Below are 23,592 nucleotides of genomic sequence, written 5' to 3' on the forward strand. Positions count from 1 at the left end.
TTCCAACAGATTTCAGAGAGGATAGATACATGGCTGCTGTTTCAGCTTCAATGGTTAAAGAACTGCGCGAGCGTACTAGCTTGGGCATGATGGAATGTAAAAAAGCCTTGGCCGAGGTTGATGGTGACATCGAGCTGGCGATTGAAAATCTACGTAAGGCTAGTGGCCTTAAAGCCTCGAAAAAAGCCGGCCGTACCGCTGCTGATGGTGTTGTGTTGGCGAAAGTGGCCGACGACAACAGCTACGCAGTAGTGGTTGAAGTGAACAGCGAAACCGATTTTGCTGCGCGCGACGAAGGCTTTTTGAGTTTTGCTCGCACCGTGCTGGAAAAAGCATTTGCTGCCAAGCAAGAAGATGTTGCCGCGTTGATGGCAGGCGACTTAGAGTCGGCTCGCGAATCACTGGTGCAAAAAATTGGCGAAAACATCGGTGTGCGCCGCGTTGCTGTGCTTGAAGGCGGTTTGGTTGATGTTTACATTCACTCGAACAACCGTATAGCAACTCTTGTTAAGCTTGAGGGCGGTAATGCTGAGTTGGCGCGTGATATTGCTATGCACGTTGCGGCGGTTAACCCACAAGTGGTTAAGCCGGAAGAGATGCCTGCCGATGTTGTTGAGAAAGAAAAGGATATCATTAAGGCGCAGCCTGATATGGAAGGTAAGCCTGCTGAGATCGTTGAAAAAATGACCATGGGCCGCATTAACAAGTTCTTGAAAGAGAGCAGCCTGAATGAGCAGCCTTTTGTTAAGAATCCCGAGCTGACTGTTGGCAAGCTGGCAAAAGAAGCTGGCGCCACGGTTGAGAGCTTCATCCGCTTTGAAGTGGGTGAGGGTATCGAGAAAGAAGAGTCTGACTTCGCTGCTGAAGTTGCCGCTCAAGTTGCTGCCTCTAAATCGTAAGTCCTTTATCTTGCGCATAAAAAAGGAGGTCGGATGTCCATCCGGCCTCCTTTTGTTGTAAACTGCCCCCCGTTTTTGACCTTCTTCAGCCTGCGGAGCCCCACCTATGCATAATTCTCATTCTAGGGATAAAAAGTACAAGCGCATTTTGCTCAAATTGAGTGGTGAAGAGCTAATGGGTGAGGTGGGTTTTGGTATCGACCCCAAAGTGCTCGACAAAATGGCGTTAGAGATCGGCCAGCTTGTTGGGATTGGTGTGCAAGTGGGATTGGTCATTGGTGGTGGCAACTTGTTTCGCGGCGCGGCGCTGAGTGATGCTGGGCTCGATCGGGTTACTGGCGATCACATGGGTATGTTAGCAACCGTGATGAATGCGCTGGCTATGCGTGACGCGCTTGAGCGCTCTAATATCTCATCGCGGGTGATGTCGGCTATTCCTATGAGTGGTATTGTCGAGCATTATGATCGCCGCCATGCCATTCGCTGCTTAAATGCAGGTGAGGTGGTGATTTTTGCCGCCGGTACTGGCAATCCGTTTTTTACCACTGATTCCGCAGCGTGTTTACGTGGTATTGAGGTTGAAGCCGATATCGTATTAAAAGCAACCAAGGTTGATGGTGTTTATACTGCCGACCCAATGAGGGATGCTAGTGCGACTAAGTATGACTGCCTAACTTACGATAAAATACTGGAAGATAAGCTGGGTGTTATGGATTTAACCGCGATCTGTTTGTGCCGTGATCACGATATGCCGGTACGAGTGTTTCGTATGAACAAAAGTGGTGCTCTGTTGAACATTGTCGTTGGTAGCAATGAAGGCACACTGATAGTAGAGGATACTTCGGATGTTAAATGAGCTAAAAAAAGACGCTGAGACGCGTATGCAAAAAGCAGTTGTTGCGATGGGTAATAACTTTAATAAAATCCGCACTGGCCGTGCTCACCCGAGCATTTTAGATGGTGTGATGGTGTCTTATTATGGCGTGGATACACCGTTGGCACAGGTCGCCAACATTAACGTTGAAGATGCTCGCACGCTGTCGATTAAGCCGTGGGAGAAGCCTATGGTGCCCGAGATCGAAAAAGCTATCATGAAGGCCAATTTAGGGCTTAATCCTTCCACTACTGGCGACAATATTCGCATTCCCTTGCCGGCACTGACCGAGGAAACGCGTAAAGGTTATATTAAGCAAGCGCGCGCCGAGGCTGAAAATGGCCGGGTGTCAATTCGCAACATTCGTCGTGATGTATTGTCCGATGTGAAGGTTTTGCTTAAAGATAAAGACATTAGTGAAGACGAAGATCGTCGCACTCAAGACGAAGTACAGAAAATTACCGATAAGTACATCGCCGAAGTCGACAAGGTCTTGGCTCAAAAAGAAGAAGAATTGATGACCGTATAGGTTGTCGACAGTGCCTGCCCAGCGCAGACGGGTGCTGTAACAGTAATTTCGGGCTACGCCCATTAGCCCAGGAGAAGTGTGTGACAGGCAGTTGTTTACGTCATATCGCCATTATTATGGATGGCAATAATCGCTGGGCTAAGCAGCGCAACCTCGCTGGAATCTCTGGGCACCGAGAGGGTGTAGAGCGTATCCGTGACGTTATGACAGCCTGTCAGGCGTTAAACGTTGAGGTGTTAACGCTGTTTGCTTTTAGCAGTGAGAACTGGAGTCGTCCCGCCCGTGAGGTGGAGGCGTTGATGTCGCTGTTTCAGTTGTATCTAAAAAAAGAGGCCCGTGCGCTGAAGAAAAAGGGTGTGCGCTTAAAGGTAGTTGGCAACCGACGTAACTTTAGTGCTGCTCTTAATCGCGCTATCGAGACTGCTGAAGCGCTCACGAATGATAGTGAGGCGAAAACGACACTGGTTATAGCTGCCGATTACGGTGGCCGCTGGGATATCGCCGATACTGCAGCGCGATTAGCGGCTCAGGTAGCGGCCGGTGAGCTAAGTCCGAGCGATATTGATGAAGGCTGTTTTGGTCGCGCTACCTGTTTGGGCGGGCTGCCGCCGCTGGATCTTTTGATTCGTACCGGAGGGGAGCACCGTATTAGTAATTTCATTTTGTGGCAGGCAGCTTATGCAGAGCTGCATTTTACGCCTGTTCTTTGGCCAGATTTTAACGCTGAGGCTCTGACAGGGGCTACTAACGATTTCTTTTCGCGTCAACGCCGGTTTGGTAAAACCTCCGAACAGTGTGACCCGCCATCAAACTTTACTAGCGGACAAGGCTCTCATGCTTAAACTCCGAATTCTGACCGCCTGTGTGTTAGCCACGGTATTTCTCCTGGCGCTGTTTTTCTTACCACTACCGCTGTTTTCTGCTTTTATTGCCACCATCGTGTTGATTGGCGCTTGGGAGTGGTCAAACTTAAGCGGCTTTAAAAGCTTAGCCGCGCGCGTGGCTTATTTATTGGCGCAAGCAATAGCGCTTGGCATTGCTGCTTTGTATGTTGGTATTGTTCAGCTTGGCACAATAATCGAACCGATTGATGCGGCTCAGGTGAGCTCTCGGTACACCCAGTTGTTATTGGTCGGCTGCACTTGGTGGGCGTTAGCGTTACTGTGGGTGCAGGGCTACCCCAGTAGTAGCGTGCTGTGGGCAAAGCCTTTGCTGCGTGCGCTGATGGGCTTTTTTGTTTTAGTGCCGGCTTGGGTTGGGTTTAGTTATGTGCGCTTACAGGTCGATGGTGCCTGGCTGGTACTGATGATAGTTGCGGTGGTCGCCAGTGCTGATATTGGCGGGTATTTTATAGGCCGGCGGTTTGGACGACGCAAACTGGCGGCACAGGTAAGTCCCGGTAAGACGTGGGAAGGTTTTGCCGGTGGGGTAGGTGCTAATATCCTGTTTTCTGTAGCTTTGTGGCTTCTTACTGACAACGCCTTACTGGCCATACTGGCATTGGTTATCCCTACCTCTTTAATCTCAGTATTGGGGGATTTACTCGAAAGTATGGTTAAGCGTGAGCGCGGGATTAAAGACAGTAGTGCATTGCTGCCAGGGCATGGCGGGGTAATGGATCGGATGGACAGTTTAACCGCCGCGGCCCCTGTGTTTGCACTGGTGCTTGCCATGTCTCAAACCCCCGTTGGGTAGCTCAATGGAGTGCATTACGGTATTGGGTGCAACCGGCTCGGTGGGCGTGAGTACGTTAGATGTATTGGCGAGACACCCCGAGCGCTACCAAGTATACGCATTAACCGCGAACACCAGTTGGCAACAGCTGGCCATTCAAGTGCGCAAGCATCAGCCTCGTTATGCGGTGCTAAGCGATATTGGTGCTGCCGAGTTGTTGCGTCAAGAGCTAGCTGGGTCTAATTGCACCACACACGTGCTGGCCGGAGAGCAGGCGTTAGTCGAGGTGGCCGGCGCTGCTGATGTCGATACGGTAATGGCGGCGATTGTCGGAGGTGCTGGTTTGTTGCCTACCTTTGCGGCAGTTGAGGCAGGTAAAAAAGTTTTGCTGGCCAATAAAGAGGTGTTGGTTATGGCGGGCGGCTTATTTATGGCCGAGGCCCGTCGTTCGGGTGCGCAAATATTACCTATCGACAGCGAACACAACGCTATATTCCAGTGTTTGCCTTTGCAAAAAGGTTTGGCCGCCGGCTGTAATTTAGCTGAGCTTGGCGTGCGTAAAATATTGCTTACGGCCTCGGGCGGCCCGTTTAGGGATACCCCCTTGGCGGAGCTGGCTGGCGTGACGCCGGCGCAGGCTTGTGCTCACCCCAACTGGGATATGGGGCAAAAAATATCGGTAGATTCCGCCAGCATGATGAACAAAGGGTTGGAGTTGATAGAAGCCTGTTGGTTGTTTAACTGCAGCCCAGACGATATAGAAGTATTAATACACCCGCAAAGTGTTATTCACTCGATGGTGGAATACGTGGATGGCTCGGTGTTGGCGCAATTGGGTAATCCCGATATGCGTACCCCGATAGCTCACGCACTGGGCTGGCCCGAACGCGTGGCATCGGGTGTGCCGGCGCTGGATATGGTGGCTGCCGCCAGATTGGATTTTAGTGCGCCAGATTATCACCGTTTTCCGTGTTTATCGTTGGCGCAACAAGCCGCGAGTTTAGGGCAAACAGCGCCAGCGGCGCTGAATGCTGCCAATGAAGTTGCGGTTGCAGCCTTTTTGCGAGGTGAATTGGCCTTTACTGAAATAGCCGAGGTTAACAAGCGTGTTTTGTTGGCGGCAGAATTAACTGAACCGGTGGATTTGAGCGTTGTCCAAATCGCCGATGCAAAAGCTCGCGAGCACGCCCGCCGCTTAATTGCTGCGGCTTTTACGTGAGTTAAATGAGGTAACAGTGGGAATACTACAGATTTTGTTCTGGTTTTTAGTCGCCATTATTGTATTGGTGACAATCCATGAGTTTGGTCATTTTTACGTGGCTAGGCGCTGTGGCGTCAAGGTGCTGCGCTTTTCTGTTGGCTTTGGTAAGGTTTTGGTGCGGCGCTACGATAAGTCGGGCACCGAATACGCACTCTCGGCAATTCCTTTAGGTGGCTACGTTAAAATGCTCGATGAGCGCGAGGGTGAAGTAGACCCTGCTGAGGTACATCAGGCATTTAATCGTCAAAGTGTCGCAAAGCGTATTGCTATTGTACTGGCCGGCCCCGTTGCCAATTTTATCCTTGCTATTTTGATTTTTTGGATGCTTTTGGTGTCCAGTGGCGAGCGCGGTATTGCGCCGGTAATCGGTTCGGTAACGCCGGGCTCAGTGGCGGCTGCGGCCAACCTAGAGCCTGGGCAAGAGATACTCGCGGTAGATGGTGTTGTCACAAGTTCGTGGCAACAAGTGCACAAGCAGCTGTTGCGTCGACTAGGTGAGACCGGAACGCTTACATTTACCACGCGCTATCTTAATTCTAGTTTGCGTTATCAGTCCGAGGCTCAATTGGACGGTTGGCTACGTGGCGTGGACGAACCTGAGCCATTATCTGGGCTTGGGGTTAAGCCCTTTGTGCCTGAGGTTCCAGCGGTTGCCGCTGAAGTAACTCCAGACAGTCCGGCAGACAATGCGGGACTTATCCCCGGCGATAAAATAATTGCCGCCAATGATCAGATAATAAGCAATGCTCGCGACTGGATTAATTACGTTAAAGCGCGTCCGGCTCAAAGCATTGCTGTAATGGTTGAGCGTGATGAACAGAAGATCACCCTGAACATGACACCTGCGACTGTTACCGAAAATGGTGAGAGTTTTGGTCGGGTTGGCATGTCGATGGCGCCAGGGCAATGGCCCGAAGAAATGCTGCGAACTCGAGATTATTCACTAATAAGCGGTTTTGTTGCCGGTGTGGACAGAACTTGGGAAACTTCTGCGTTTGTTTTGTTGTCCGTTAAGAAGCTGATTTTTGGCGAAATCTCGACAAAAAACTTGAGCGGAGCAATTACCATTGCTAAGGTTGCGGGCTCTGAGGCTGAAAACGGCTGGCGCAGCTTTTTGGGGTTTTTAGCGCTGCTTAGTGTGTCGCTCGGGGTATTTAATTTATTACCGATACCGGTGCTCGATGGAGGTCATTTAATGTACTACATTGTTGAGCTCGTGAAGGGCAGTCCGGTATCAGAAAAAGTGCAAGCGGTGGGCTATCAACTAGGGCTGGTCATGGTAATAGGCCTGACAATACTCGCGCTCTATAATGACATCATGAGGCTCTAATCCTGTAAGGAAACCAGTAACCACCGTGCATTACTCGGTGGCTAGCGGGCGTTGTGTTTGTACAAACTCATAATCCAAAAATAGAACGAACTATATGATGCAAGTTTCCATTCGATTATTCGGCCTGCTGTTGGCAGCGTGCTTTTCAGTTGCGGTACACGCTCAAACTTTTAGGGTCAATGATATACGTGTCGAGGGCTTGCAGCGGGTCTCTGCTGGTACAGTTTTTAGCGCTTTGCCGATCCGTGTCGGCGACACTTTATCACCGGTTGACCTTCAGCGTTCCACCCGAGAGCTGTTTAAGGTCGGCTTGTTTACCGATGTCTCTATTGGTCGTGATGGCGATGTGTTGGTGCTGATAGTTAAAGAGCGCCCGGCCATCAACGAGATCACCATTGAGGGTAACAAGGTTATTAAAACCGAGCAGCTAATGGAGAGCTTAACGGACAATGGTTTGTCGGAAGGGCAGATCTATCAAAGCGCGACCCTTAATGGTATTAGCCAAGCGCTGGAACGCGAATACATCGGTCAGGGCCGCTATGGCGCCTCGGTGGATATTGAGATTGAGGACCTGCCTCGCAACCAAGTTAAGGTGTTAATTACCATTAATGAAGGTGAGACAGCTCGCATTAAAAAGATCAACGTTGTAGGCAACCAAGCCTTTGATAACGAGACGTTATTAAAGCTGTTTGAGCTGCAAACCACAGGTTGGTTTTCGTGGATTACCGGCGATGACAAATACAATCGAGAAAAGCTCACCGGTGATATCGAACGAGTAGAATCTTATTATCTTGATCGAGGATATTTGGGTTTTAATCTGGTCTCTACTCAGGTGTCGCTGAGCCCAGATAAATCACAAGTATTTATTACCCTTAATGTTGCAGAAGGCGATATTTATAAAGTCAGTGAAGTTGATTTGGCTGGCGACCCGGCGATTGCCGAGCAATACATTCGACGCTTAATTTTATTGCGTGAAGGGGACACTTTCTCGCAATCATTAATGACTACCAGTGCCGAGTATATTACCAACCGTTTGGGTAATGAGGGTTACACTTTTGCCGAGGTTGAGGGTATCCCCGAGCGTAATGAAGAAGATAAAACGGTAAAAGTTACCTTCTTTGTTGACCCGAAAAAACGTGCCTATGTGCGACGTATTAACTTTCGGGGGAATACCAATACAAAAGATAACGTCTTGCGCCGTGAAATGCGTCAGATGGAAGGTGGTGCCGCTTCTACTTCGCAAATTGAGCACTCGAAAATTCGATTGCAACGGCTTAGTTACTTTAAAGAGGTAACGGTTGATACTGTTGAGGTCCCAGGGGTGGCAGATCAAGTAGACGTCGACTTTACGGTCGAGGAACAACCGTCTGGCAGTATGGGGTTGCAGTTAGGTTATGCGGAATACTCAGGTTTAATGATCTCTGGCAATATCCAGCAGAGCAATTGGTTTGGCACGGGTAAGCAAGTGGGTATTTCGGCTAGCCATTCTGTGTATCAAACAGCCTACAATTTCAATTATAACGATCCATACTTTACGCCTGATGGTGTCAGTCGTGGCTTTGATCTTTTTTATCAGAGCAGTGACTATGGACAGATCAACGTGGCCGGTTACAGCACCGATATTTTGGGCGGCAATGTTAGCTTTGGTTACCCGATCTCTGATATCGAGAGATTAAGTTTTAGTGTTGGGTTTCGTAACTTAACGGTTAAGCCCAGCTCATACTCAGTGCGCGAGATTTTGCGAACTCCTCTGTATGCAGACAGCGCTGAATATATCACTCAAGACGATTACTTCGAGTTGCTTGATTTAATTGCGCAAGGCAATGATTTTCCTACCGGGCTCATTGATACCTTGCCTGTGCCATCGGATGAGAATGATATTGACCTGATTAAAGGCGAGCCAGGCTTTTTGGATGTAAACGGTACGGAGTTTCACGATTTTGTTACGAATGTGGGGTGGGCGAAGTCAACCCTTAACCGCGGTATTCTTGCGACACGTGGCTCCTCGCAACGTTTGGGATTGGAGGTGGCGCTGCCAGGTGGCGATCTCGAATATTACAAACTGAGTTATGATGCGCAGATGTTTCAGCCGCTCACGCGGAGCTTAACATTGCGCCTACGCACTCGTTTGAGCTATTCCGATGCCTATGGTGAAACCGATGAGTTGCCCTTTTTTGAGCATTCCTATGCCGGTGGTTTTGGTTCGGTCCGTGGTTTTGAGCGCAATAGCTTGGGCCCTCGCGCCACACCGGCAGAGCAGCAGTTTTTGCAATACAGCACTTGGGATGACTTAAACGGCGATGGGGTTATTGATTCAAACGAAACGGGTGGCTACGTAAACGTATTGTGTGAAGACTCGGAGCTAGGTTGTCGCCCTGGCCAATTAATAACCACCCCGTCTTCTCAGGTTACCGATCAGAGTCGTTCATTTGGAGGTAACTTCCTGGTCGAGACCAGTCTTGAAGTGATATTTCCGTTGCCATTTATTGAAGATCAGCGTTCATTTCAAACAGCACTTTTTGTTGATGCGGGTAATGTTTTTGATACAAACTGTAGTTCTACCCAGATTAACTGTTATGATTTCGCCCTTGACCGTATTAGCTCGGCTGCGGGTTTAGGATTAACGTGGATTTCCAGCTTTGGGCCAATGACGTTTAGCTTGTCTAAAGCTCTGCATAAAAATGAGCTTGACCGAGAAGAGAGCTTCCAGTTCTCGATGGGTCGTACTTTTTAATAGGGCGAAATTTCTCAATGGAGCGTGGGGTGTTAACCTCACGAGCTACCAGAGAGCTGATTAATTAAAGCTAGATACAACTACAAATATAGAGGAATGAGTTGTGAACATTATAAAGAACCTGCTACTTGCTATGACTTTAACCGCCACAGCCGCTACGGCTACCTCGGCGCTTGCTGCCGACAAGGTGGTGGTGCTTGATATGCAAGCCGCTATCTTGGGTACTGAACTGGCTAAAAAGAGCATGGAAAACTTGCAAAAAAACGCTGAATTCTCTGCTATGCGTGCCAAGTTAGAAAGCTATGTGGCTGATATCAAAGCATTACAAGAAAGCGCCGAAAAAGATGGCATGACTTGGTCAGAAGATAAATTAGCTGAACACCGTAAAAAAATTGAGTACTTGCGAGCTGATTACGAGCTGGCGCAGAAGAAGTTACAAGGTGAGCAGCAGCAAGTATTGCAACGTGTACAGCAAGAACTAGCCCCTAAAGTTCGCCCGGTACTTGAAAAACTCATTGAAGATGAAAAAATCGGCATGATCGTAAATGCTCAATCTGTTTTTCATGCCGATGCAGATCACGACATTACGGCTAAATTAATCGAGCGTCTGAATAAGTCACAATAACCTGAGCGGAACACGTGACTAACTATACTCTTCGCCAACTGGCGGATTATCTCAGCGCCGAGATCGACGATAGCAATGCCGGTTTAATAATAACCGGCATTGCTGGTTTGGCTGCCGCCAAAACAGATCAGATCAGTTTTTTAGCAGGCGCAGCTTATATCAAGTATTTAAGTCAATCTCAGGCGGGAGCGGTCATGCTACGCCCGGCTGATGCTGAGCACTACAGTGGTGTTAAGCTACTGGTTGATAACCCCTATCTCGCGTACGCACGACTCAGCAAATTATTTGATCGCAGCGGTGATACAATTGCCCGCTCAGTGCATGCGTCTGCCGTGGTCGCCGCTAATGTGCGACTCGGTAGTAACGTCAGTGTTGGCGCTAATGCTGTAATCGATAGTGGTGTGGTTATTGGCGATGATGTGATTGTGGGAGCCGGTTGTTATATTGGCGCCGATGTCTCAATAGGTGATCGGACAAGACTTTTTGCTAATGTCTCAATTTATCATGCTGTTGTTATCGGCCAAGACTCGGTGCTACACAGTGGTTGCGTGATAGGTTCTGACGGATTTGGCTTTGCACCCGATAAAGATGGCAGTTGGTGTAAAATTCATCAGCTTGGCAGTGTTATAATTGGCAACCGAGTTGAAATTGGTGCATCTACGGCAATAGACCGCGGGGCATTAGATGACACAGTGATAAGTGATGGTGTCAAAATCGATAATCAGGTGCATATCGCGCATAATTGTCGCATTGGTGAGCACACAGCCATTGCGGCTAACTGTGGTATAGCAGGCAGTACTGTCATTGGCCGTCATTGTACTATGGCCGGTGCAGTAGGTATTACCGGTCATATAGAGATAACCGATAATGTCCATATAACGGGCATGTCGATGGTCACTAAATCGATTACTGTGCCGGGTAGTTACAGTTCCGGTAATAGCGCTATAGTGACGCGTGAGTGGCGTAAGAATGCCGTTCGTTTTAACCAGCTTAATCAAATAGCTGCTAGGCTTAAAGCCTTAGAGCGAGACAGTAATAAGTAAACCTGCCCGCAGCACATATGCGTTTTGGCAGGCTCAATCAGTGCATTAGTATTAATAAGGCCACATAAAAGATGATGGACGTAAACGAAATCCGTGAATACCTTCCGCACCGCTATCCGATGCTTTTGGTCGATCGGGTGGTGGAGCTGGTCGTGGGCGAATCGATAGTCGCCTATAAAAATATAACCATTAACGAAGACGTCTTTAATGGCCATTTCCCCGATTTTCCAGTATTTCCCGGTGTTCTGATTTTGGAAGCTCTGGCGCAAGCGTCAGGTGTACTTGGTTTTAAAACCATGGACAAGAAACCACAAGACGGATCTATTTATTTGTTTGCAGGGGTCGATGACGTGCGCTTTAAGCGACAAGTCATTCCTGGTGATCGATTACAGCTAGAGTCTCAGATTGTTTCGTCAAAGCGAGGCGTTTGGAAGTTTGCGTGTAAGGCGACCGTCGATGGTGAGTTAGCGGCATCGGCCACTATTCTTTGTGCCGACCGTAAAGTTTAATAAAGAGGCTCGATTGAGTTGACCTTGATAGCTCCCCAAGCCGTTATTCACCCTGATGCCAAGCTCGCCGATGATGTTCGGGTTGGCCCTTGGACCATTATCGGCCCAAATGTAGAGATTGGGGCGGGCAGTGTAATCGCCTCTCATGTGGTGATTAAAGGCCCGACGAAGATTGGTAAAAACAATCAAATATTTCAATTCTCCAGCGTTGGTGAAGACACGCCAGATTTAAAATATAACGGTGAGCCGACTAAGCTTATTATTGGCGATGACAATATTATTCGTGAAGGCGTGACCATCCATCGCGGTACGGTTCAAGATCGCTCGGAAACTAGAATCGGTAATCACAACTTGATTATGGCTTATGTGCATATCGGCCATGACAGTGTAGTGGGCAATCATTGCATTTTGGTTAACAATACCTCACTGGCGGGGCATGTTGTTGTAGGAGATTGGGCGATTTTAAGCGGCTTTACCTTGGTTCATCAATTTTGCAATATTGGCGCTCACAGCTTTAGTGGTATGGGCAGTGCTATTGGCAAAGATGTGCCGGCTTATGTTTTAGTTAACGGCGCTCCTGCGGCGGCGAAAAGTGTTAACGCAGAAGGTTTGCGTCGCCGAGGATTTGGCAAAGAAGAAATCACGGCTATTACTCGAGCCTTTAAAGTGATTTACCGTCGTGGACTTACCGTTGATGAGGCGCTAGTTCAGCTTGAATCGCTAGCCGCCGAGCATCCGGCAGTTAGCGCTATGATCGAATCATTGACCACCTCTAAGCGCGGGATTGTCCGCTAATCGGAGCTATGACTCAGACGCTGAAAGTCGGCATTGTTGCCGGAGAAGCCTCAGGAGATATTCTGGGGGCGGGTTTGATCCGCGCTTTAAAAAAACATTACCCTCATATAGAGTTTTCCGGTATTGGCGGGCCACGCATGCTGGCCGAGGGGTTCCATTCTTTTTTTCCGCAAGACCGTTTAGCCGTGATGGGATTGGTCGAGCCGTTAAAGCGCTTGCCAGAGTTGCTGCGGATTCGTCGATTTTTGACGGATCATTTTAGTCAGCAACAACCCGCGATTTTTATCGGGATCGATTCGCCAGACTTCAATCTAACCCTAGAAGAGAACCCCCACGACAGTGGTGTAAAAACGGTTCACTACGTTAGTCCATCGGTGTGGGCGTGGCGTCAAAATCGGGTTAAAAAAATTCGACGTGCAGTCGATTTAATGCTGACATTACTGCCTTTTGAGGCGCAATTTTATCGTGATCACGATGTGCCGGTGCAGTTTGTCGGCCACCCTCTGGCCGATGATATTCCGCTGCAGAGTGATGCAGTACTTGCCCGCGATACCTTGAACCTTGATCTGAGTGCTGAAACGCCGGTGGTGGCTTTGCTGCCCGGTAGTCGGCATGGCGAGGTCGAGCGATTAGGGCCGCTTTTTTATCAGGCCGCTCGACTGTGCTTAGAGCAACGTCCCGGACTTAGGTTTATTGTCCCCGCTGCTAGTGGCCAACGCTATCGACAAATTCATCAGCAATTAAGTAGCTTTAGCGATTTACCCATAACCTTGGTGCAAGGTCAGTCCCATGAGGTGATGGCTGCGGCTGATGTGGTGGTATTGGCATCGGGTACTACAGCGCTTGAGGCGATGTTGCTTAAAAAACCCATGGTGGTCAGTTACAAAGTGGCCTGGCTGTCATACAAAATAATATCGGCAATGTTAAAAGTGCCTTATGTGTCATTACCTAATTTATTGGCTGATGAACTGTTAGTGCCTGAGTTAATTCAAAAAGACGCAACAGCTGAGGGACTTGCCGCCGAGGTATTAAATTATTTTTCCAACCCTCAAGATGTAGCGACACTTAAAAAGCGCTTTTTACAGCTGCACAATTCGCTGCGTTGCAATGCCAGTGCCGCTGCCGCCCAGGCCGTTGTTAATTTAATTGAAGGCGACACGACAGCTTCGGCCAATACTGATAATCGCAGTTTAATATAGAGGTGACTCCATGGAGCCGTTTGTTTCTTGTTATAGCGGCGCGTTGGCTGCAGGCGTCGATGAGGTGGGACGTGGCCCGCTGGCTGGGGATGTAGTCGCTGCTGCGGTAATGCTAGACCCAAAGCGTCCGATAATCGGCCTTAACGATTCTAAAAAATTAACCGAAAAACGTCGTAATGACCTGTTTGATATTATTAAAGAGCAGGCGTTAAGTTATTGTGTGGCACGCGCTAGCGTTGCTGAAATCGACTCCATTAATATTCTACAGGCGAGCCTATTGGCTATGCGTCGCGCGGTAGAAGGCTTGTCGGTTCAACCCGAGCACGTATTGGTTGATGGTAATAAAATACCCGCTTGGCGCTACAGCGCAGAGGCGGTGGTAAAGGGCGATAGCCGAGTTGCGGCGATTAGCGCAGCGTCAATATTGGCAAAAGTGACTCGTGATGCCGAAATGGTTGCGTTTGATGAAATGTACCCAGGTTATGGTTTTGCGGGTCACAAAGGCTATCCGACTAAAGTTCATATGGCAGCATTGGCCAAGCTGGGCGTCTGTGATATTCATCGCCGATCTTTTGCGCCAGTTAAGCGCCAGCTCGAACAACTGACAATATTTTAACGGTATATATGACTGCACAATTTGTACATCTTCGGCTGCATACAGAATATTCTTTATCGGATAGCCTTGTTCGCATTAAGCCATTAGCGGCACGCTTACGCGAGCTCGACATGCCAGCTTGTGGCGTGACCGACCAAACCAACTTTTACGGCCTTATTAAATTCTATAAAGCCATGCAAGGGCAAGGTGTTAAGCCTATTGTGGGCTGTGACTTTTTAATTAATGGCGCCGATTCCGAATCTAAGCCGACAGTGATTACATTGCTGGCCATGAATGACGCTGGTTATAAAAATATTATCGCGCTGATCTCGCGAGCTTATCAAAAAGGTCAGCAGCAGGGCGTGGCGTATATTGAACGCAGCTGGGTTAGTGAGTTCTCTGCTGGCGTGATTGCTTTGTCGGGCGGTCGTCTGGGAGATATTGGTCTATCGTTATTGTCAGGTCGAAATGCTCAAGCACGCACCGAGCTTGCACATTGGATGGCTGAATTTCCGGGGCGCTTTTATCTCGAGCTACAACGCACCGGGCGCGAATATGAAGAGTCTTATTTACATGCGGCAGTTGCCCTAGCGGATGAAGCACAGTGTCCTGTGGTAGCTACTAATGATGTGCGTTTTTTGCGCGCTGACGAATTTGAGGTGCACGAAGCGCGAGTATGTATTGCCGAGGGGCGAGCGCTGGATGATCCACGCCGCGAGAGGCGTTACTCCGAACAACAATACTTGCGTTCAGCTGATGAAATGTTGGAGTTGTTTAGTGATATTCCCGAGGCATTGCAAAACTCGGTAGAGATTGCTAAACGCTGCACCGTGAACATTAAGTTGGGAGAGTATTTTCTACCGCAGTACCCTATTCCTGATGGACTGACAGAAAACGAATTTTTTGAAAAAGTTTGCCTCGATGGCATGGATATGCGGCTTGAAAAAATTCTTGATAAGACGGCCCCAGACTATACCGAGCGATATCAGGTGTACCGCGACCGAATGCAATTTGAGCTGGATATTATTTTGCAAATGGGGTTTCCGGGTTACTTTCTTATCGTAATGGATTTTATCCGTTGGGCGAAAGAAAACGGTATTCCAGTAGGTCCTGGGCGGGGTTCCGGTGCCGGTTCATTGGTTGCTTACTCGTTAGAAATTACTGATCTAGACCCATTGCAATACGATTTGCTGTTTGAGCGATTTTTGAATCCAGAGCGGGTTTCGATGCCCGATTTCGATGTCGATTTTTGTATGGAAAACCGCGACCGCGTTATTAATTATGTCGCTGAGACTTATGGTCGTGAGGCGGTAAGCCAGATCATCACTTTTGGTACTATGGCGGCAAAAGCGGTGGTGCGGGATGTGGCGCGAGTGTTAGGCAAGTCTTATGGCTTGGCCGATAAACTCTCAAAAATGATCCCTCCCACGCCAGGGATGACCCTTAAACAAGCGCTGGAAGAAGTCGACATACTGCGTGAGTTGTTGGAGACCGATGGCGATGCGCAAGAGATTTGGGATATGGCGGTTAAGCTTGAAGGCTTAACGCGTAACGTAGGCAAGCACGCCGGTGGCGTGGTTATCGCACCAAATCAGTTGATAGATTTTTCACCGCTGTATTGTGATGAGTCGGGAAAGGGGCTGGTAACCCAGTATGATAAAAACGACGTAGAAGATGCAGGTCTCGTTAAGTTCGACTTCCTTGGGTTGCGTACTTTAACGATCATCGACTGGGCGATGAAGATGATTAACGCCCAGCGTGCTAAATCAGATCTGCCAGCGTTGGATATTACCACCATCGATCTTGAAGATAAGCCAACCTTTGACATGCTAAAGCGGGCTGAGACTACTGCAGTGTTTCAGCTTGAGTCGCGCGGCATGAAAGATCTTATTAAGCGTTTAAAGCCCGATAACCTCGAAGATATGATTGCTTTGGTGGCACTATTTCGGCCGGGGCCCCTCGACTCAGGCATGGTGACCGACTTTGTAAACCGTAAGCATGGTAAGGCTGAGGTTGCTTACCCAGACGCGAAATACCAGCATAAGAGTTTAGAGCCAATTCTTAAACCTACTTATGGCGTTATTGTTTACCAAGAGCAGGTTATGCAGATCGCCCAAGAATTGGCGGGTTACAGCTTGGGTTCGGCCGATTTATTACGTCGTGCGATGGGTAAGAAAAAGCCTGAAGAAATGGCTAAGCAGCGCGAGTTTTTTGCTGAAGGTGCTAAGGGCAAGGGAATCGATCCAACCCTGGCGATGAAAATTTTTGACCTGGTAGAGAAATTTGCCGGTTATGGTTTTAACAAATCTCACTCGGCCGCTTACGCATTGGTGTCTTATCAAACGGCTTGGTTAAAAACCCATTATCCCGCGCATTTTATGGCTGCGACCATGAGCTCGGACATGGATAAGACCGATAAAGTAGTAACCTTTATCGAAGAATGTCGCACCATGGGTTTGACACTGTTGCCGCCAGATGTGAACCGTGGCGAATTGAAATTTACAGTAGATGACGACAATAACGTTATTTATGGTCTTGGTGCTATTAAAGGGCTGGGTGAGGGCCCAGTTGATAGCATTATTCACGCTCGGGAAACTGGCGGCCCATTTAATGATTTGTTTGATTTTTGTGCCAGAGTTGATCCGCGCAAGGTCAATAAGCGTGCATTAGAAGCTTTGGTGCGCTCGGGGGCTGCGGACAACCTTGGGCCGAGCTGTAATTTTGACCGCGATAGGGCAGTGATGTTTGCCGCCATTACCGAGGCGGTTAAAACCGCCGAGCAAAGCGCGGCAAATGCCAGTGCAGGTATGGTCGATTTATTTGGCGATGTCGTGCCCTCTGCTGCTAGTACCGAAGATGTTTATCGAGAGTTCTCGCGTGTTCGTCCTTGGTCGATGAAAGAGCGCTTGACCGCCGAGAACGAAACACTAGGGCTTTACTTAACCGGTCACCCGATTGACGAATACGATCAAGAGATCAATTTTTTAGTATCGTCACGAATCGCTAACATTACTCCAGAAAAAAGCAGCCAGCGTATCGGCGGGTTAGTAGTTGCGACACGTACCATGAAAACCAAACGCGGTGAAACTATGGCGTTTGTTACATTGGATGATCGTACTGGACGCATCGAGATTGCAGTTTTCTCTGACACGTTTAATGAGTGTCGCGAATTGCTGGTTAAGGACGCTCTGTTATTGGTTGAAGGGCAAATTAGCCATGATGATTACAGCAATAGCTTGAAGATGCGGGCTGATGTTGTCCGTAACTTAGCCGAAGTGCGTCAAGATAAGGCGCGAGCATTGTGTTTGTCGCTTAATGCGGGGGAGTTAGGGGTAAATGCCCCCTCACGCTTACGTGAGTGCCTAGAGCCGTACCGTGACGGAAAATGTCCAATCGTTATTAATTATGAGCGTTCGGACGCACGCTGCCAGCTACGGTTAGGTGAGCAGTGGTGTGTGCGTCCAGAGGATGATTTATTACAGCGCCTTAGAGAGGATTTTGGCGCTGGCAACGTACGGCTCGATTACCGTTAAAAGCTAATACTTAGTGCTCTAATAGTTACTGTATGGTGATAATTTTTGTGAGTAAAAGCATTAGTACACTAAGTAGTTTGTGTGAGTGATGAAGTAGCGGCTATAGCCGGCTAATACACCCGAGCCATAAGCTGTGCCCTGGGGTGTTAATGCTGAATAGCGCTGTTTAGGGGCAATAATTACATCGTTTGGCAGCTTGCTAACGGTATTATTTATCCGCTTCCCCGCGGTCTAGCGCACCAACGTCCAAAAAGGGTGCGGCGTCTAGGGTTTCGGCATTCATCATCGAGGCCACCCGCTGCAGCGATGCAATAATCATCCCTTGCTCCCAATCCTTTAGGTCTTTAAAGCTTCTGACAAAGTCATCCTGCATGGCAGTAGGGGCTTTCTCTAAGATCTTACTGCCTTTATGGGTAAGTTGTGGGTAAACCTTGCGTTTGTCCTGCTGTGAGCGGACTCGTGTTATAAGTTCACGCTTTTCTAGCCGATCGAGCACGGTAGTAACCGTGGCTTGAGATAAGCTCATATCCCGTGCCAGCTCGCTGATCGTCATATCGCCTTTGTTTTGCAGCATCTGCATCAGCAATAGCTGCGGGCCGGTGACTGAAGCCGTTTTAACCAGCCTTTTAGAGTGTAGGTCAGTAGCCCGGATAACTCGGCGCAGCGACACCAGAACTTCTTCTATTCTATCCATTGCCGTTCTCTGATTTGAAAGCGCGAAAGTATAAGCAGCTTTTGCTTCGAGTCCTAATATTTCTGCGTCTATATGATAGCTAGCTGCTTTACTCATGGTAGTGCCTCGGCTGATGGGTGCTTCCTGTACATGTAAATATACTTAGTGTACTATACATTAAAACTTAGACCACTAAACATATTTTTAATGGAATCGACCAGTAAATGGCGTGTTGGGTCATTAAATAGCCTGTTTAGGTGTGTTTAGCGGTTGTTTTTTACTTTTAGTCCTTAGGGAAAAAGCAGTCGTTATGAGTGAATCAGAAACAGTTGTGTTGCGTCACCCCACGGCGGCCGATGGCTATACCGTTAATCAGCTGGTTGCGGCTAATCCGCCTTTAGATCCCAATTCGATTTATTGCAATCTTTTGCAGTGCTCGCATTTTGCCGATACCGCTATAGCCGCTTTTAAAGGTGAGCATATGGTGGGTTTTGTATCGGGTTATGTGCTACCCAATGAGCCGAGTGTGTTGTTTGTATGGCAGCTGGTGGTCGACCCCGCCGCTCGTGGCCTAGGGCTTGCCAAGCGACTTGTTAATGCTCAGTTGGCCAGCGATGCTTGCCGGCAGGTAACACACCTACAAACCACAATAACTCCTGATAACGACGCCTCATGGGGTGTGTTCAAGTCGTTGGCTCGTGATTTAAATGCCGAGTTAAACAGCGACGTTCACTTTGAAGCACATACCCATTTTGGTGGTGTTCACGACGATGAGCACCTTTTAGTGATTGGCCCTTTTAAGCGTTAGCGCTAGGGGCTTTTTAAGGCACGGCTATTTAGGCCGGCCTAATTTATCACTTAGATACACAGACATATTTGTAAAAATTAATTATTTGAGGATATAGCATGAAAATTTTTGACGAAATGGAATCAGAAGTTCAGTCTTACGCTCGGTCATTTCCTGTCGTGTTTAATAAGGCGAAAGATTGCTATCTGTATACCGATTCAGGTGATCGCTATATTGATTTCCTGTCGGGTGCGGGCTCTTTGAATTACGGCCATAACAACGACAACATCAAGCAAGCCTTGGTTGATTATATTGCCGAAGATGGCATTACCCATGGTTTAGATATGCACAGTGCGGCCAAGCGAAAATTCCTAGAAGTGTTTCGGGACAACATCTTAAATCCTCGCGATATGGACTATGTGTTGCAGTTTACTGGCCCGACAGGTACTAACGCCGTTGAAGCAGCGCTTAAAATTGCGCGAAAAATTACTGGTCGTAATAATGTTGTATCCTTTACCAACGGCTTTCATGGTTGTTCGTTAGGGGCGGTTGCCGTGACCGGTAATCAGCATCATCGTGGTGGTGCTAATGTATCGCTTAGCGATGTCGACCGCATGCCGTTTTGTGGTTATTACGGTCGAGATGTTGATACCGTTAAAATGATGGATAAACTGTTATCTGATCCATCAAGTGGTATTGATATGCCTGCGGCAATGATACTAGAAGCTGTGCAAGGCGAGGGTGGTTTGAACGTTGCCACTGATGAGTGGTTGCGAGCGGTTGAAAAGCTTTGTAAAAAGCATGGGATCTTAACGATCCTAGATGACATTCAAGCAGGCTGTGGCCGTACTGGCTCCTTCTTTAGTTTTGAAAAGTCGGGGATTAAGCCCGATGTGATTACCTTGTCTAAATCTTTAAGTGCTTACGGTTTGCCGTTTGCGGTAGTGTTGATTAAACCCGAGTTAGATCAGTGGGAGCCAGGTGAACATAATGGCACTTTCCGTGGTAATAACCACGCATTTGTTACCGCTGCAGCCGCCATTGAGCATTACTGGAGCGATAACAAACTTGAGCAGGCCGTTCATGAAAAAGCCGCTATTGTGACTAAACGCTTTAAGAAAATTATTGACGCACATGGCGAGATAACGCTGGGCCTTAAAGGGCGCGGTTTGATGCAGGGCATCGATTGTCGTACCGGTGAGCTGGCGGGAAAGGTTTGCGCTAAGGCCTTTGAAAATGGGTTGGTAATTGAAACATCGGGTAATTATAGTCAGATCGTTAAATGCTTCTGTCCGTTAACCATTACTGTCGAAGCGCTTAATGAAGGCTTAGATATGCTAGAAGCGAGCTTTGCTGAGGTGTTCGCTAAAGAAAAATTAAAAAAAGCATCGTAAATACTATTAGTTAGGATGTTTCTGGCGACTTTTAGTCGCCATTTTTCAAATTTTTTGGAGTTAAGAATGATTGTTAGACGATTAAAAGATGCAGAGAAAACCGACCGTAAAATTGTCTCAGAAGGGTGGGATAGTACACGTTTACTGCTAAAAAACGACGGCATGGGTTACTCGTTTCACATAACCACAATTTATCGTGATGCCGAGCTGCATTTGCACTACCAAAATCATTTTGAAACAGTTTATTGTATGAGTGGCTATGGATCGGTTGAGACAGTCGCTGACGGCAAGGTTTATCCGATTGAGCCCGGTACAGTGTACAATCTAAACCTTAATGATAAACACATTTTGCGTGCCGATGAGGAAATGAAGATGGCCTGTGTTTTTAACCCGCCATTACATGGAAAAGAAGTTCATAACGCAGAAGGTGCGTATGAGTTGGACGCAGAAGAGGTTAAAGACTGATTTGAATGAAACAAGGGGTTAGCGATATCGCTAATGAGTCTCGTTTGTTTAATTCAGTCTTGTGCATAGAAAAGGTAATGGTATGAAACATACAGTAGAGAAAATCGGCGGCACCTCAATGAGTGAATACTCAGCGGTGCGCGATAACGTCATATTAAAAGGGAATAACAGTAGCGACATTTACAATCGGGTGTTTGTTGTTTCCGCCTACGGCGGTATTACCGATTTGCTGCTAGAAAATAAAAGTAATGGAAAGCCTGGTGTCTATGGCTTATTTGCCAATACCAGCAAAGATGATGAATGGCATGAAGCCTTTACCACTCTGCGTGAAAAAATGTTTGCTATAAACCATGAATTATTTTCTGAGACGGAGCTTAGATTGCAAGCCGACGAGTTTATTTCGACTCGCCTAAGTGATGCCGAACGGGTATTAACCGACTTACAACGCTTGTGTCAGCACGGCCACTTTGAGCTGCAAACACATTTGTTTACCGTGCGTGAGATGCTTGCCAGCATTGGAGAAGCTCACAGTGCTTGGAATATGGCCCATCTGCTCAAGCGCGATGGCATTAATGCCCGTTTTATCGATTTGTCAGGCTGGAAGACGGAAGGGGCTGAATCCCTTGATACGATGATTGGCCAGTCTTTTTCGAATGTCGATTACGCTACTGAGTTGCCTATTGTGACCGGCTATACCCATTGTGATAAAGGCTTAATGGCCAGCTTTGATCGCGGCTACAGTGAAATGACCTTTAGTCGGATTGCCGTTATAACCGGTGCTCGTGAGGCGATTATTCACAAAGAATATCACCTGAGTAGTGCGGACCCCCGTTTAGTCGGTGCCGATAAAGTGGTTCCTATTGGTCGTACAAATTACGATGTTGCCGACCAACTGGCTAATTTGGGCATGGAAGCGATTCATCCCCGCGCGGCTAAAGGCTTACGTCAAGCCGATATCCCTTTGCGAGTTATGAATACCTTTGAGCCTGAACACTCGGGCACCTTAATTACAGGTGATTACGTAAGTGATACACCAAGGGTCGAAATTATTGCCGGTCGTCGTCGGGTTTACTCTATTGAGTTGTTCGATCAGGACATGATGGGGAATATCGGTGTTTACGATTCAGACATACTCAAAACGATCGCGCGCTACAAAGCTCATGTTGTGAGTAAAGACATTAATGCCAATACTATTACGCATTATGTGGCCGGCAATTTAAAAACCGTTAATCGTATTCGACGGGAATTAGAAGAAGCTTACCCTGATGCTGAGATTAATACCCGTAAAGTTGCGGTGGTATCCGCCATTGGCAGCGATATGAAAGTGCCTGGAATGTTGGCTAAAACGGTATCTGCTCTGAGCGCGGTAAATATTAGTATTCTTGCTATGCACCAATCAATTAGGCAAGTAGACATGAAGTTTATTATTAATGAAGACGACTATGATTTGGCAGTACAAAGCTTACACCGCTGTTTGATTGAAGTTCACGATCATGGAGACGCAATATGCGCGGCCTAACAACTGGCGCGCTGATATTGCTTGTGTTGAGCGTCTACGGTGCTCATGCAAGTGATATCGTCGAGACAACAAAAGATGGGGCCCAAGAGGCCCCATCTTTTGTTGCAGCCCCTGCTGCAGATAAGCAACTAAGAACAACAGTAGAAAAACTAGATGAGCCAATGTACAGCCCGTTTATCGAGCGATATATACTTGATGAATTAAAAGCGTTGCGTACCGAAATGGCGGCTCAACGAGTCGAACTTACCGAAAAATTGGTAGATCGCCATGTGGAATCCATTGATCGCGGCGTCAGCTACGCAACTAATACCATTACCTATTTCTTCTATCTGATTGCAGGTGTTAGCTCAATATTGGTTTTGGTGGGCTGGACATCAGTGCGCGATATTAAAGAGCGTATGAATAAAATCGCCGATGAGGAGGTGGGTAAACTGGTTGAGGTTTACGAGAAACGTCTACGCTTAATTGAGCTTCAGTTAACGCAAAAAACCCAGCATATTGACGCTAACCGAGAGGAGATTGAGCGCACTCAAGAGTTGCACTCGCTTTGGCTTAAAGCGGCACAGGAAACCCTGTCGGCCAATAAAATTGCTATTTATGATCAAATTCTAGAGTTGCGGCCCGATGACTGTGAAGCGCTAACGTATAAGGCTGACGAGGTTTTGGAACTTGGTGAGGTGCAATGGGCCATTAACTTATGCCAGCATGCGTTAACTATCGACCCAGATAATGCCCACGCCTTTTACCAATTGGCCTGCGCTAAGGCGATGTTGGGTAACTACGATCAAGCAATTCACTATTTGCGTGAGACTCTGGAACGTGCAGATAGTTATCGAGAAACAGTTATGGAAGATCCTGCGCTTGAGCCTCTTTACGATCTAGAAGATTTTAAATCTTTGTTGTCTAGCTAGGCGCTCTTAATAACCTCTCCTAAATATTTAATCGAAGACGCGGAGAGGTTGTTTTATCTTGGGTATTTGATCGCACTTTAAGTACCCAATCGTACATTTTTATCTTTTATGTTGTGCCATTAAAAGTAATGCTAATGCTCTGCGTGCGAGTAATTCTTCGTGTGTAAAGGTTATGTATGCCACTGCATTCAGTGCAGGTATTAACGTAACGGTTATTGCTTTTATTGCCCGAACGCTCTATCA

The 23,592-nt window shown here is 47.7% G+C and carries 21 protein-coding genes; 20 read left to right on the plus strand and 1 reads right to left on the minus strand.

Annotated features, from left to right (window positions below; all coding sequences use genetic code 11):
- Window positions 1–29: 29 nt before the first annotated feature.
- From tsf to dnaE, 15 genes are all read left to right on the plus strand, one after another.
- Window positions 30–899, plus strand: coding sequence for a translation elongation factor Ts (gene tsf / locus GILYN3_RS03260; RefSeq protein ID WP_049721531.1), 870 nt, complete (start codon window positions 30–32; stop codon window positions 897–899).
- A 106-nt stretch (window positions 900–1,005) separates the two neighbouring features.
- A complete protein-coding gene (pyrH, locus tag GILYN3_RS03265; protein WP_049721532.1) occupies window positions 1,006–1,755 on the plus strand; it encodes a UMP kinase in 750 nt (249 codons plus the stop codon).
- Window positions 1,745–2,302, plus strand: a complete 558-nt coding sequence (gene frr, locus GILYN3_RS03270) for a ribosome recycling factor (RefSeq protein WP_049721533.1) — start codon at window positions 1,745–1,747, stop codon at window positions 2,300–2,302. The genes pyrH and frr overlap by 11 nt, the downstream gene beginning before the upstream one ends.
- Window positions 2,303–2,382: 80 nt before the next feature.
- Window positions 2,383–3,144 (plus strand): polyprenyl diphosphate synthase, encoded by a 762-nt coding sequence (gene uppS / locus GILYN3_RS03275; protein ID WP_084005066.1) that lies wholly within the window; start codon window positions 2,383–2,385, stop codon window positions 3,142–3,144.
- Window positions 3,137–3,997: a phosphatidate cytidylyltransferase gene (locus GILYN3_RS03280; RefSeq protein ID WP_049721534.1), complete on the plus strand. Its 861-nt coding sequence runs from the start codon at window positions 3,137–3,139 to the stop codon at window positions 3,995–3,997. Before uppS ends, GILYN3_RS03280 begins: the two co-directional genes overlap by 8 nt.
- A 4-nt stretch (window positions 3,998–4,001) precedes the next feature.
- Entirely contained in the window at window positions 4,002–5,195 is a 1,194-nt protein-coding gene (ispC, locus tag GILYN3_RS03285) for a 1-deoxy-D-xylulose-5-phosphate reductoisomerase (RefSeq protein WP_049721535.1), read from the plus strand.
- 16 nt (window positions 5,196–5,211) lie between these two features.
- Entirely contained in the window at window positions 5,212–6,567 is a 1,356-nt protein-coding gene (gene rseP, locus GILYN3_RS03290) for an RIP metalloprotease RseP (protein WP_049722538.1), read from the plus strand.
- 94 nt (window positions 6,568–6,661) lie between these two features.
- Window positions 6,662–9,301, plus strand: a complete 2,640-nt coding sequence (gene bamA / locus GILYN3_RS03295; protein ID WP_049721536.1) for an outer membrane protein assembly factor BamA — start codon at window positions 6,662–6,664, stop codon at window positions 9,299–9,301.
- 103 nt (window positions 9,302–9,404) lie between these two features.
- Complete coding sequence (locus GILYN3_RS03300; protein ID WP_232305497.1) at window positions 9,405–9,926, plus strand: OmpH family outer membrane protein; 522 nt, start codon at window positions 9,405–9,407, stop codon at window positions 9,924–9,926.
- A 14-nt stretch (window positions 9,927–9,940) separates the two neighbouring features.
- Window positions 9,941–10,969 carry a UDP-3-O-(3-hydroxymyristoyl)glucosamine N-acyltransferase gene (gene lpxD / locus GILYN3_RS03305; RefSeq protein ID WP_049721537.1) on the plus strand — a complete coding sequence of 343 codons (1,029 nt, stop codon included), beginning with the start codon at window positions 9,941–9,943 and terminating at the stop codon, window positions 10,967–10,969.
- A gap of 71 nt (window positions 10,970–11,040) precedes the next feature.
- Window positions 11,041–11,478, plus strand: coding sequence for a 3-hydroxyacyl-ACP dehydratase FabZ (gene fabZ, locus GILYN3_RS03310; protein ID WP_049721538.1), 438 nt, complete (start codon window positions 11,041–11,043; stop codon window positions 11,476–11,478).
- 24 nt (window positions 11,479–11,502) lie between these two features.
- Window positions 11,503–12,273, plus strand: coding sequence for an acyl-ACP--UDP-N-acetylglucosamine O-acyltransferase (lpxA, locus tag GILYN3_RS03315; protein ID WP_157484846.1), 771 nt, complete (start codon window positions 11,503–11,505; stop codon window positions 12,271–12,273).
- Between the two features lie 8 nt (window positions 12,274–12,281).
- Window positions 12,282–13,472: a lipid-A-disaccharide synthase gene (lpxB, locus tag GILYN3_RS03320; RefSeq protein WP_049721540.1), complete on the plus strand. Its 1,191-nt coding sequence runs from the start codon at window positions 12,282–12,284 to the stop codon at window positions 13,470–13,472.
- A gap of 10 nt (window positions 13,473–13,482) precedes the next feature.
- Entirely contained in the window at window positions 13,483–14,088 is a 606-nt protein-coding gene (rnhB, locus tag GILYN3_RS03325) for a ribonuclease HII (RefSeq protein WP_049721541.1), read from the plus strand.
- Window positions 14,089–14,096: 8 nt separating this feature from the next.
- Window positions 14,097–17,600: a DNA polymerase III subunit alpha gene (dnaE, locus tag GILYN3_RS03330; RefSeq protein ID WP_049721542.1), complete on the plus strand. Its 3,504-nt coding sequence runs from the start codon at window positions 14,097–14,099 to the stop codon at window positions 17,598–17,600.
- A gap of 208 nt (window positions 17,601–17,808) precedes the next feature.
- Here the strand turns inward: dnaE and GILYN3_RS03335 are convergent, their stop codons facing one another.
- Window positions 17,809–18,294, minus strand: a complete 486-nt coding sequence (locus GILYN3_RS03335; protein WP_049722540.1) for a MarR family winged helix-turn-helix transcriptional regulator — start codon at window positions 18,292–18,294, stop codon at window positions 17,809–17,811.
- Window positions 18,295–18,583: 289 nt separating this feature from the next.
- On the opposite strand from GILYN3_RS03335, the gene ectA reads away from it, so the two are divergent.
- The 5 genes from ectA (at window position 18,584) to GILYN3_RS03360 (ending at window position 23,349) form a co-directional block, all read left to right on the plus strand.
- Window positions 18,584–19,081 carry a diaminobutyrate acetyltransferase gene (gene ectA, locus GILYN3_RS03340; protein ID WP_049721543.1) on the plus strand — a complete coding sequence of 166 codons (498 nt, stop codon included), beginning with the start codon at window positions 18,584–18,586 and terminating at the stop codon, window positions 19,079–19,081.
- 98 nt (window positions 19,082–19,179) lie between these two features.
- Window positions 19,180–20,454, plus strand: a complete 1,275-nt coding sequence (gene ectB / locus GILYN3_RS03345) for a diaminobutyrate--2-oxoglutarate transaminase (protein WP_049721544.1) — start codon at window positions 19,180–19,182, stop codon at window positions 20,452–20,454.
- Window positions 20,455–20,520: 66 nt separating this feature from the next.
- A complete protein-coding gene (locus tag GILYN3_RS03350; RefSeq protein ID WP_049721545.1) occupies window positions 20,521–20,919 on the plus strand; it encodes an ectoine synthase in 399 nt (132 codons plus the stop codon).
- 82 nt (window positions 20,920–21,001) lie between these two features.
- Window positions 21,002–22,438 (plus strand): aspartate kinase, encoded by a 1,437-nt coding sequence (locus GILYN3_RS03355; RefSeq protein WP_049721546.1) that lies wholly within the window; start codon window positions 21,002–21,004, stop codon window positions 22,436–22,438.
- On the plus strand, window positions 22,426–23,349 hold the full coding sequence (locus GILYN3_RS03360; RefSeq protein ID WP_049721547.1) for a TPR end-of-group domain-containing protein: 924 nt from the start codon (window positions 22,426–22,428) through the stop codon (window positions 23,347–23,349). The genes GILYN3_RS03355 and GILYN3_RS03360 overlap by 13 nt, the downstream gene beginning before the upstream one ends.
- The last annotated feature ends 243 nt before the right edge of the window (window positions 23,350–23,592 follow it).

It is taken from the genome of Gilvimarinus polysaccharolyticus (genome assembly GCF_001187555.1).
Lineage (GTDB): Bacteria > Pseudomonadota > Gammaproteobacteria > Pseudomonadales > Cellvibrionaceae > Gilvimarinus > Gilvimarinus polysaccharolyticus.

What these genes read in the sequence shown, in the direction of transcription:
- tsf (WP_049721531.1), top strand. Translation starts at nt 30, where the DNA reads ATGGCTGCTGTTTCAGCTTCAATGGTTAAAGAACTGCGCGAGCGTACT.
- pyrH (WP_049721532.1), top strand. Translation starts at nt 1,006, where the DNA reads ATGCATAATTCTCATTCTAGGGATAAAAAGTACAAGCGCATTTTGCTC.
- frr (WP_049721533.1), top strand. Translation starts at nt 1,745, where the DNA reads ATGTTAAATGAGCTAAAAAAAGACGCTGAGACGCGTATGCAAAAAGCA.
- GILYN3_RS03280 (WP_049721534.1), top strand. Translation starts at nt 3,137, where the DNA reads ATGCTTAAACTCCGAATTCTGACCGCCTGTGTGTTAGCCACGGTATTT.
- ispC (WP_049721535.1), top strand. Translation starts at nt 4,002, where the DNA reads ATGGAGTGCATTACGGTATTGGGTGCAACCGGCTCGGTGGGCGTGAGT.
- bamA (WP_049721536.1), top strand. Translation starts at nt 6,662, where the DNA reads ATGATGCAAGTTTCCATTCGATTATTCGGCCTGCTGTTGGCAGCGTGC.
- fabZ (WP_049721538.1), top strand. Translation starts at nt 11,041, where the DNA reads ATGATGGACGTAAACGAAATCCGTGAATACCTTCCGCACCGCTATCCG.
- lpxB (WP_049721540.1), top strand. Translation starts at nt 12,282, where the DNA reads ATGACTCAGACGCTGAAAGTCGGCATTGTTGCCGGAGAAGCCTCAGGA.
- rnhB (WP_049721541.1), top strand. Translation starts at nt 13,483, where the DNA reads ATGGAGCCGTTTGTTTCTTGTTATAGCGGCGCGTTGGCTGCAGGCGTC.
- dnaE (WP_049721542.1), top strand. Translation starts at nt 14,097, where the DNA reads ATGACTGCACAATTTGTACATCTTCGGCTGCATACAGAATATTCTTTA.
- GILYN3_RS03335 (WP_049722540.1), bottom strand. Translation starts at nt 18,294, where the DNA reads ATGGATAGAATAGAAGAAGTTCTGGTGTCGCTGCGCCGAGTTATCCGG.
- ectA (WP_049721543.1), top strand. Translation starts at nt 18,584, where the DNA reads ATGAGTGAATCAGAAACAGTTGTGTTGCGTCACCCCACGGCGGCCGAT.
- ectB (WP_049721544.1), top strand. Translation starts at nt 19,180, where the DNA reads ATGAAAATTTTTGACGAAATGGAATCAGAAGTTCAGTCTTACGCTCGG.
- GILYN3_RS03350 (WP_049721545.1), top strand. Translation starts at nt 20,521, where the DNA reads ATGATTGTTAGACGATTAAAAGATGCAGAGAAAACCGACCGTAAAATT.
- GILYN3_RS03355 (WP_049721546.1), top strand. Translation starts at nt 21,002, where the DNA reads ATGAAACATACAGTAGAGAAAATCGGCGGCACCTCAATGAGTGAATAC.
- GILYN3_RS03360 (WP_049721547.1), top strand. Translation starts at nt 22,426, where the DNA reads ATGCGCGGCCTAACAACTGGCGCGCTGATATTGCTTGTGTTGAGCGTC.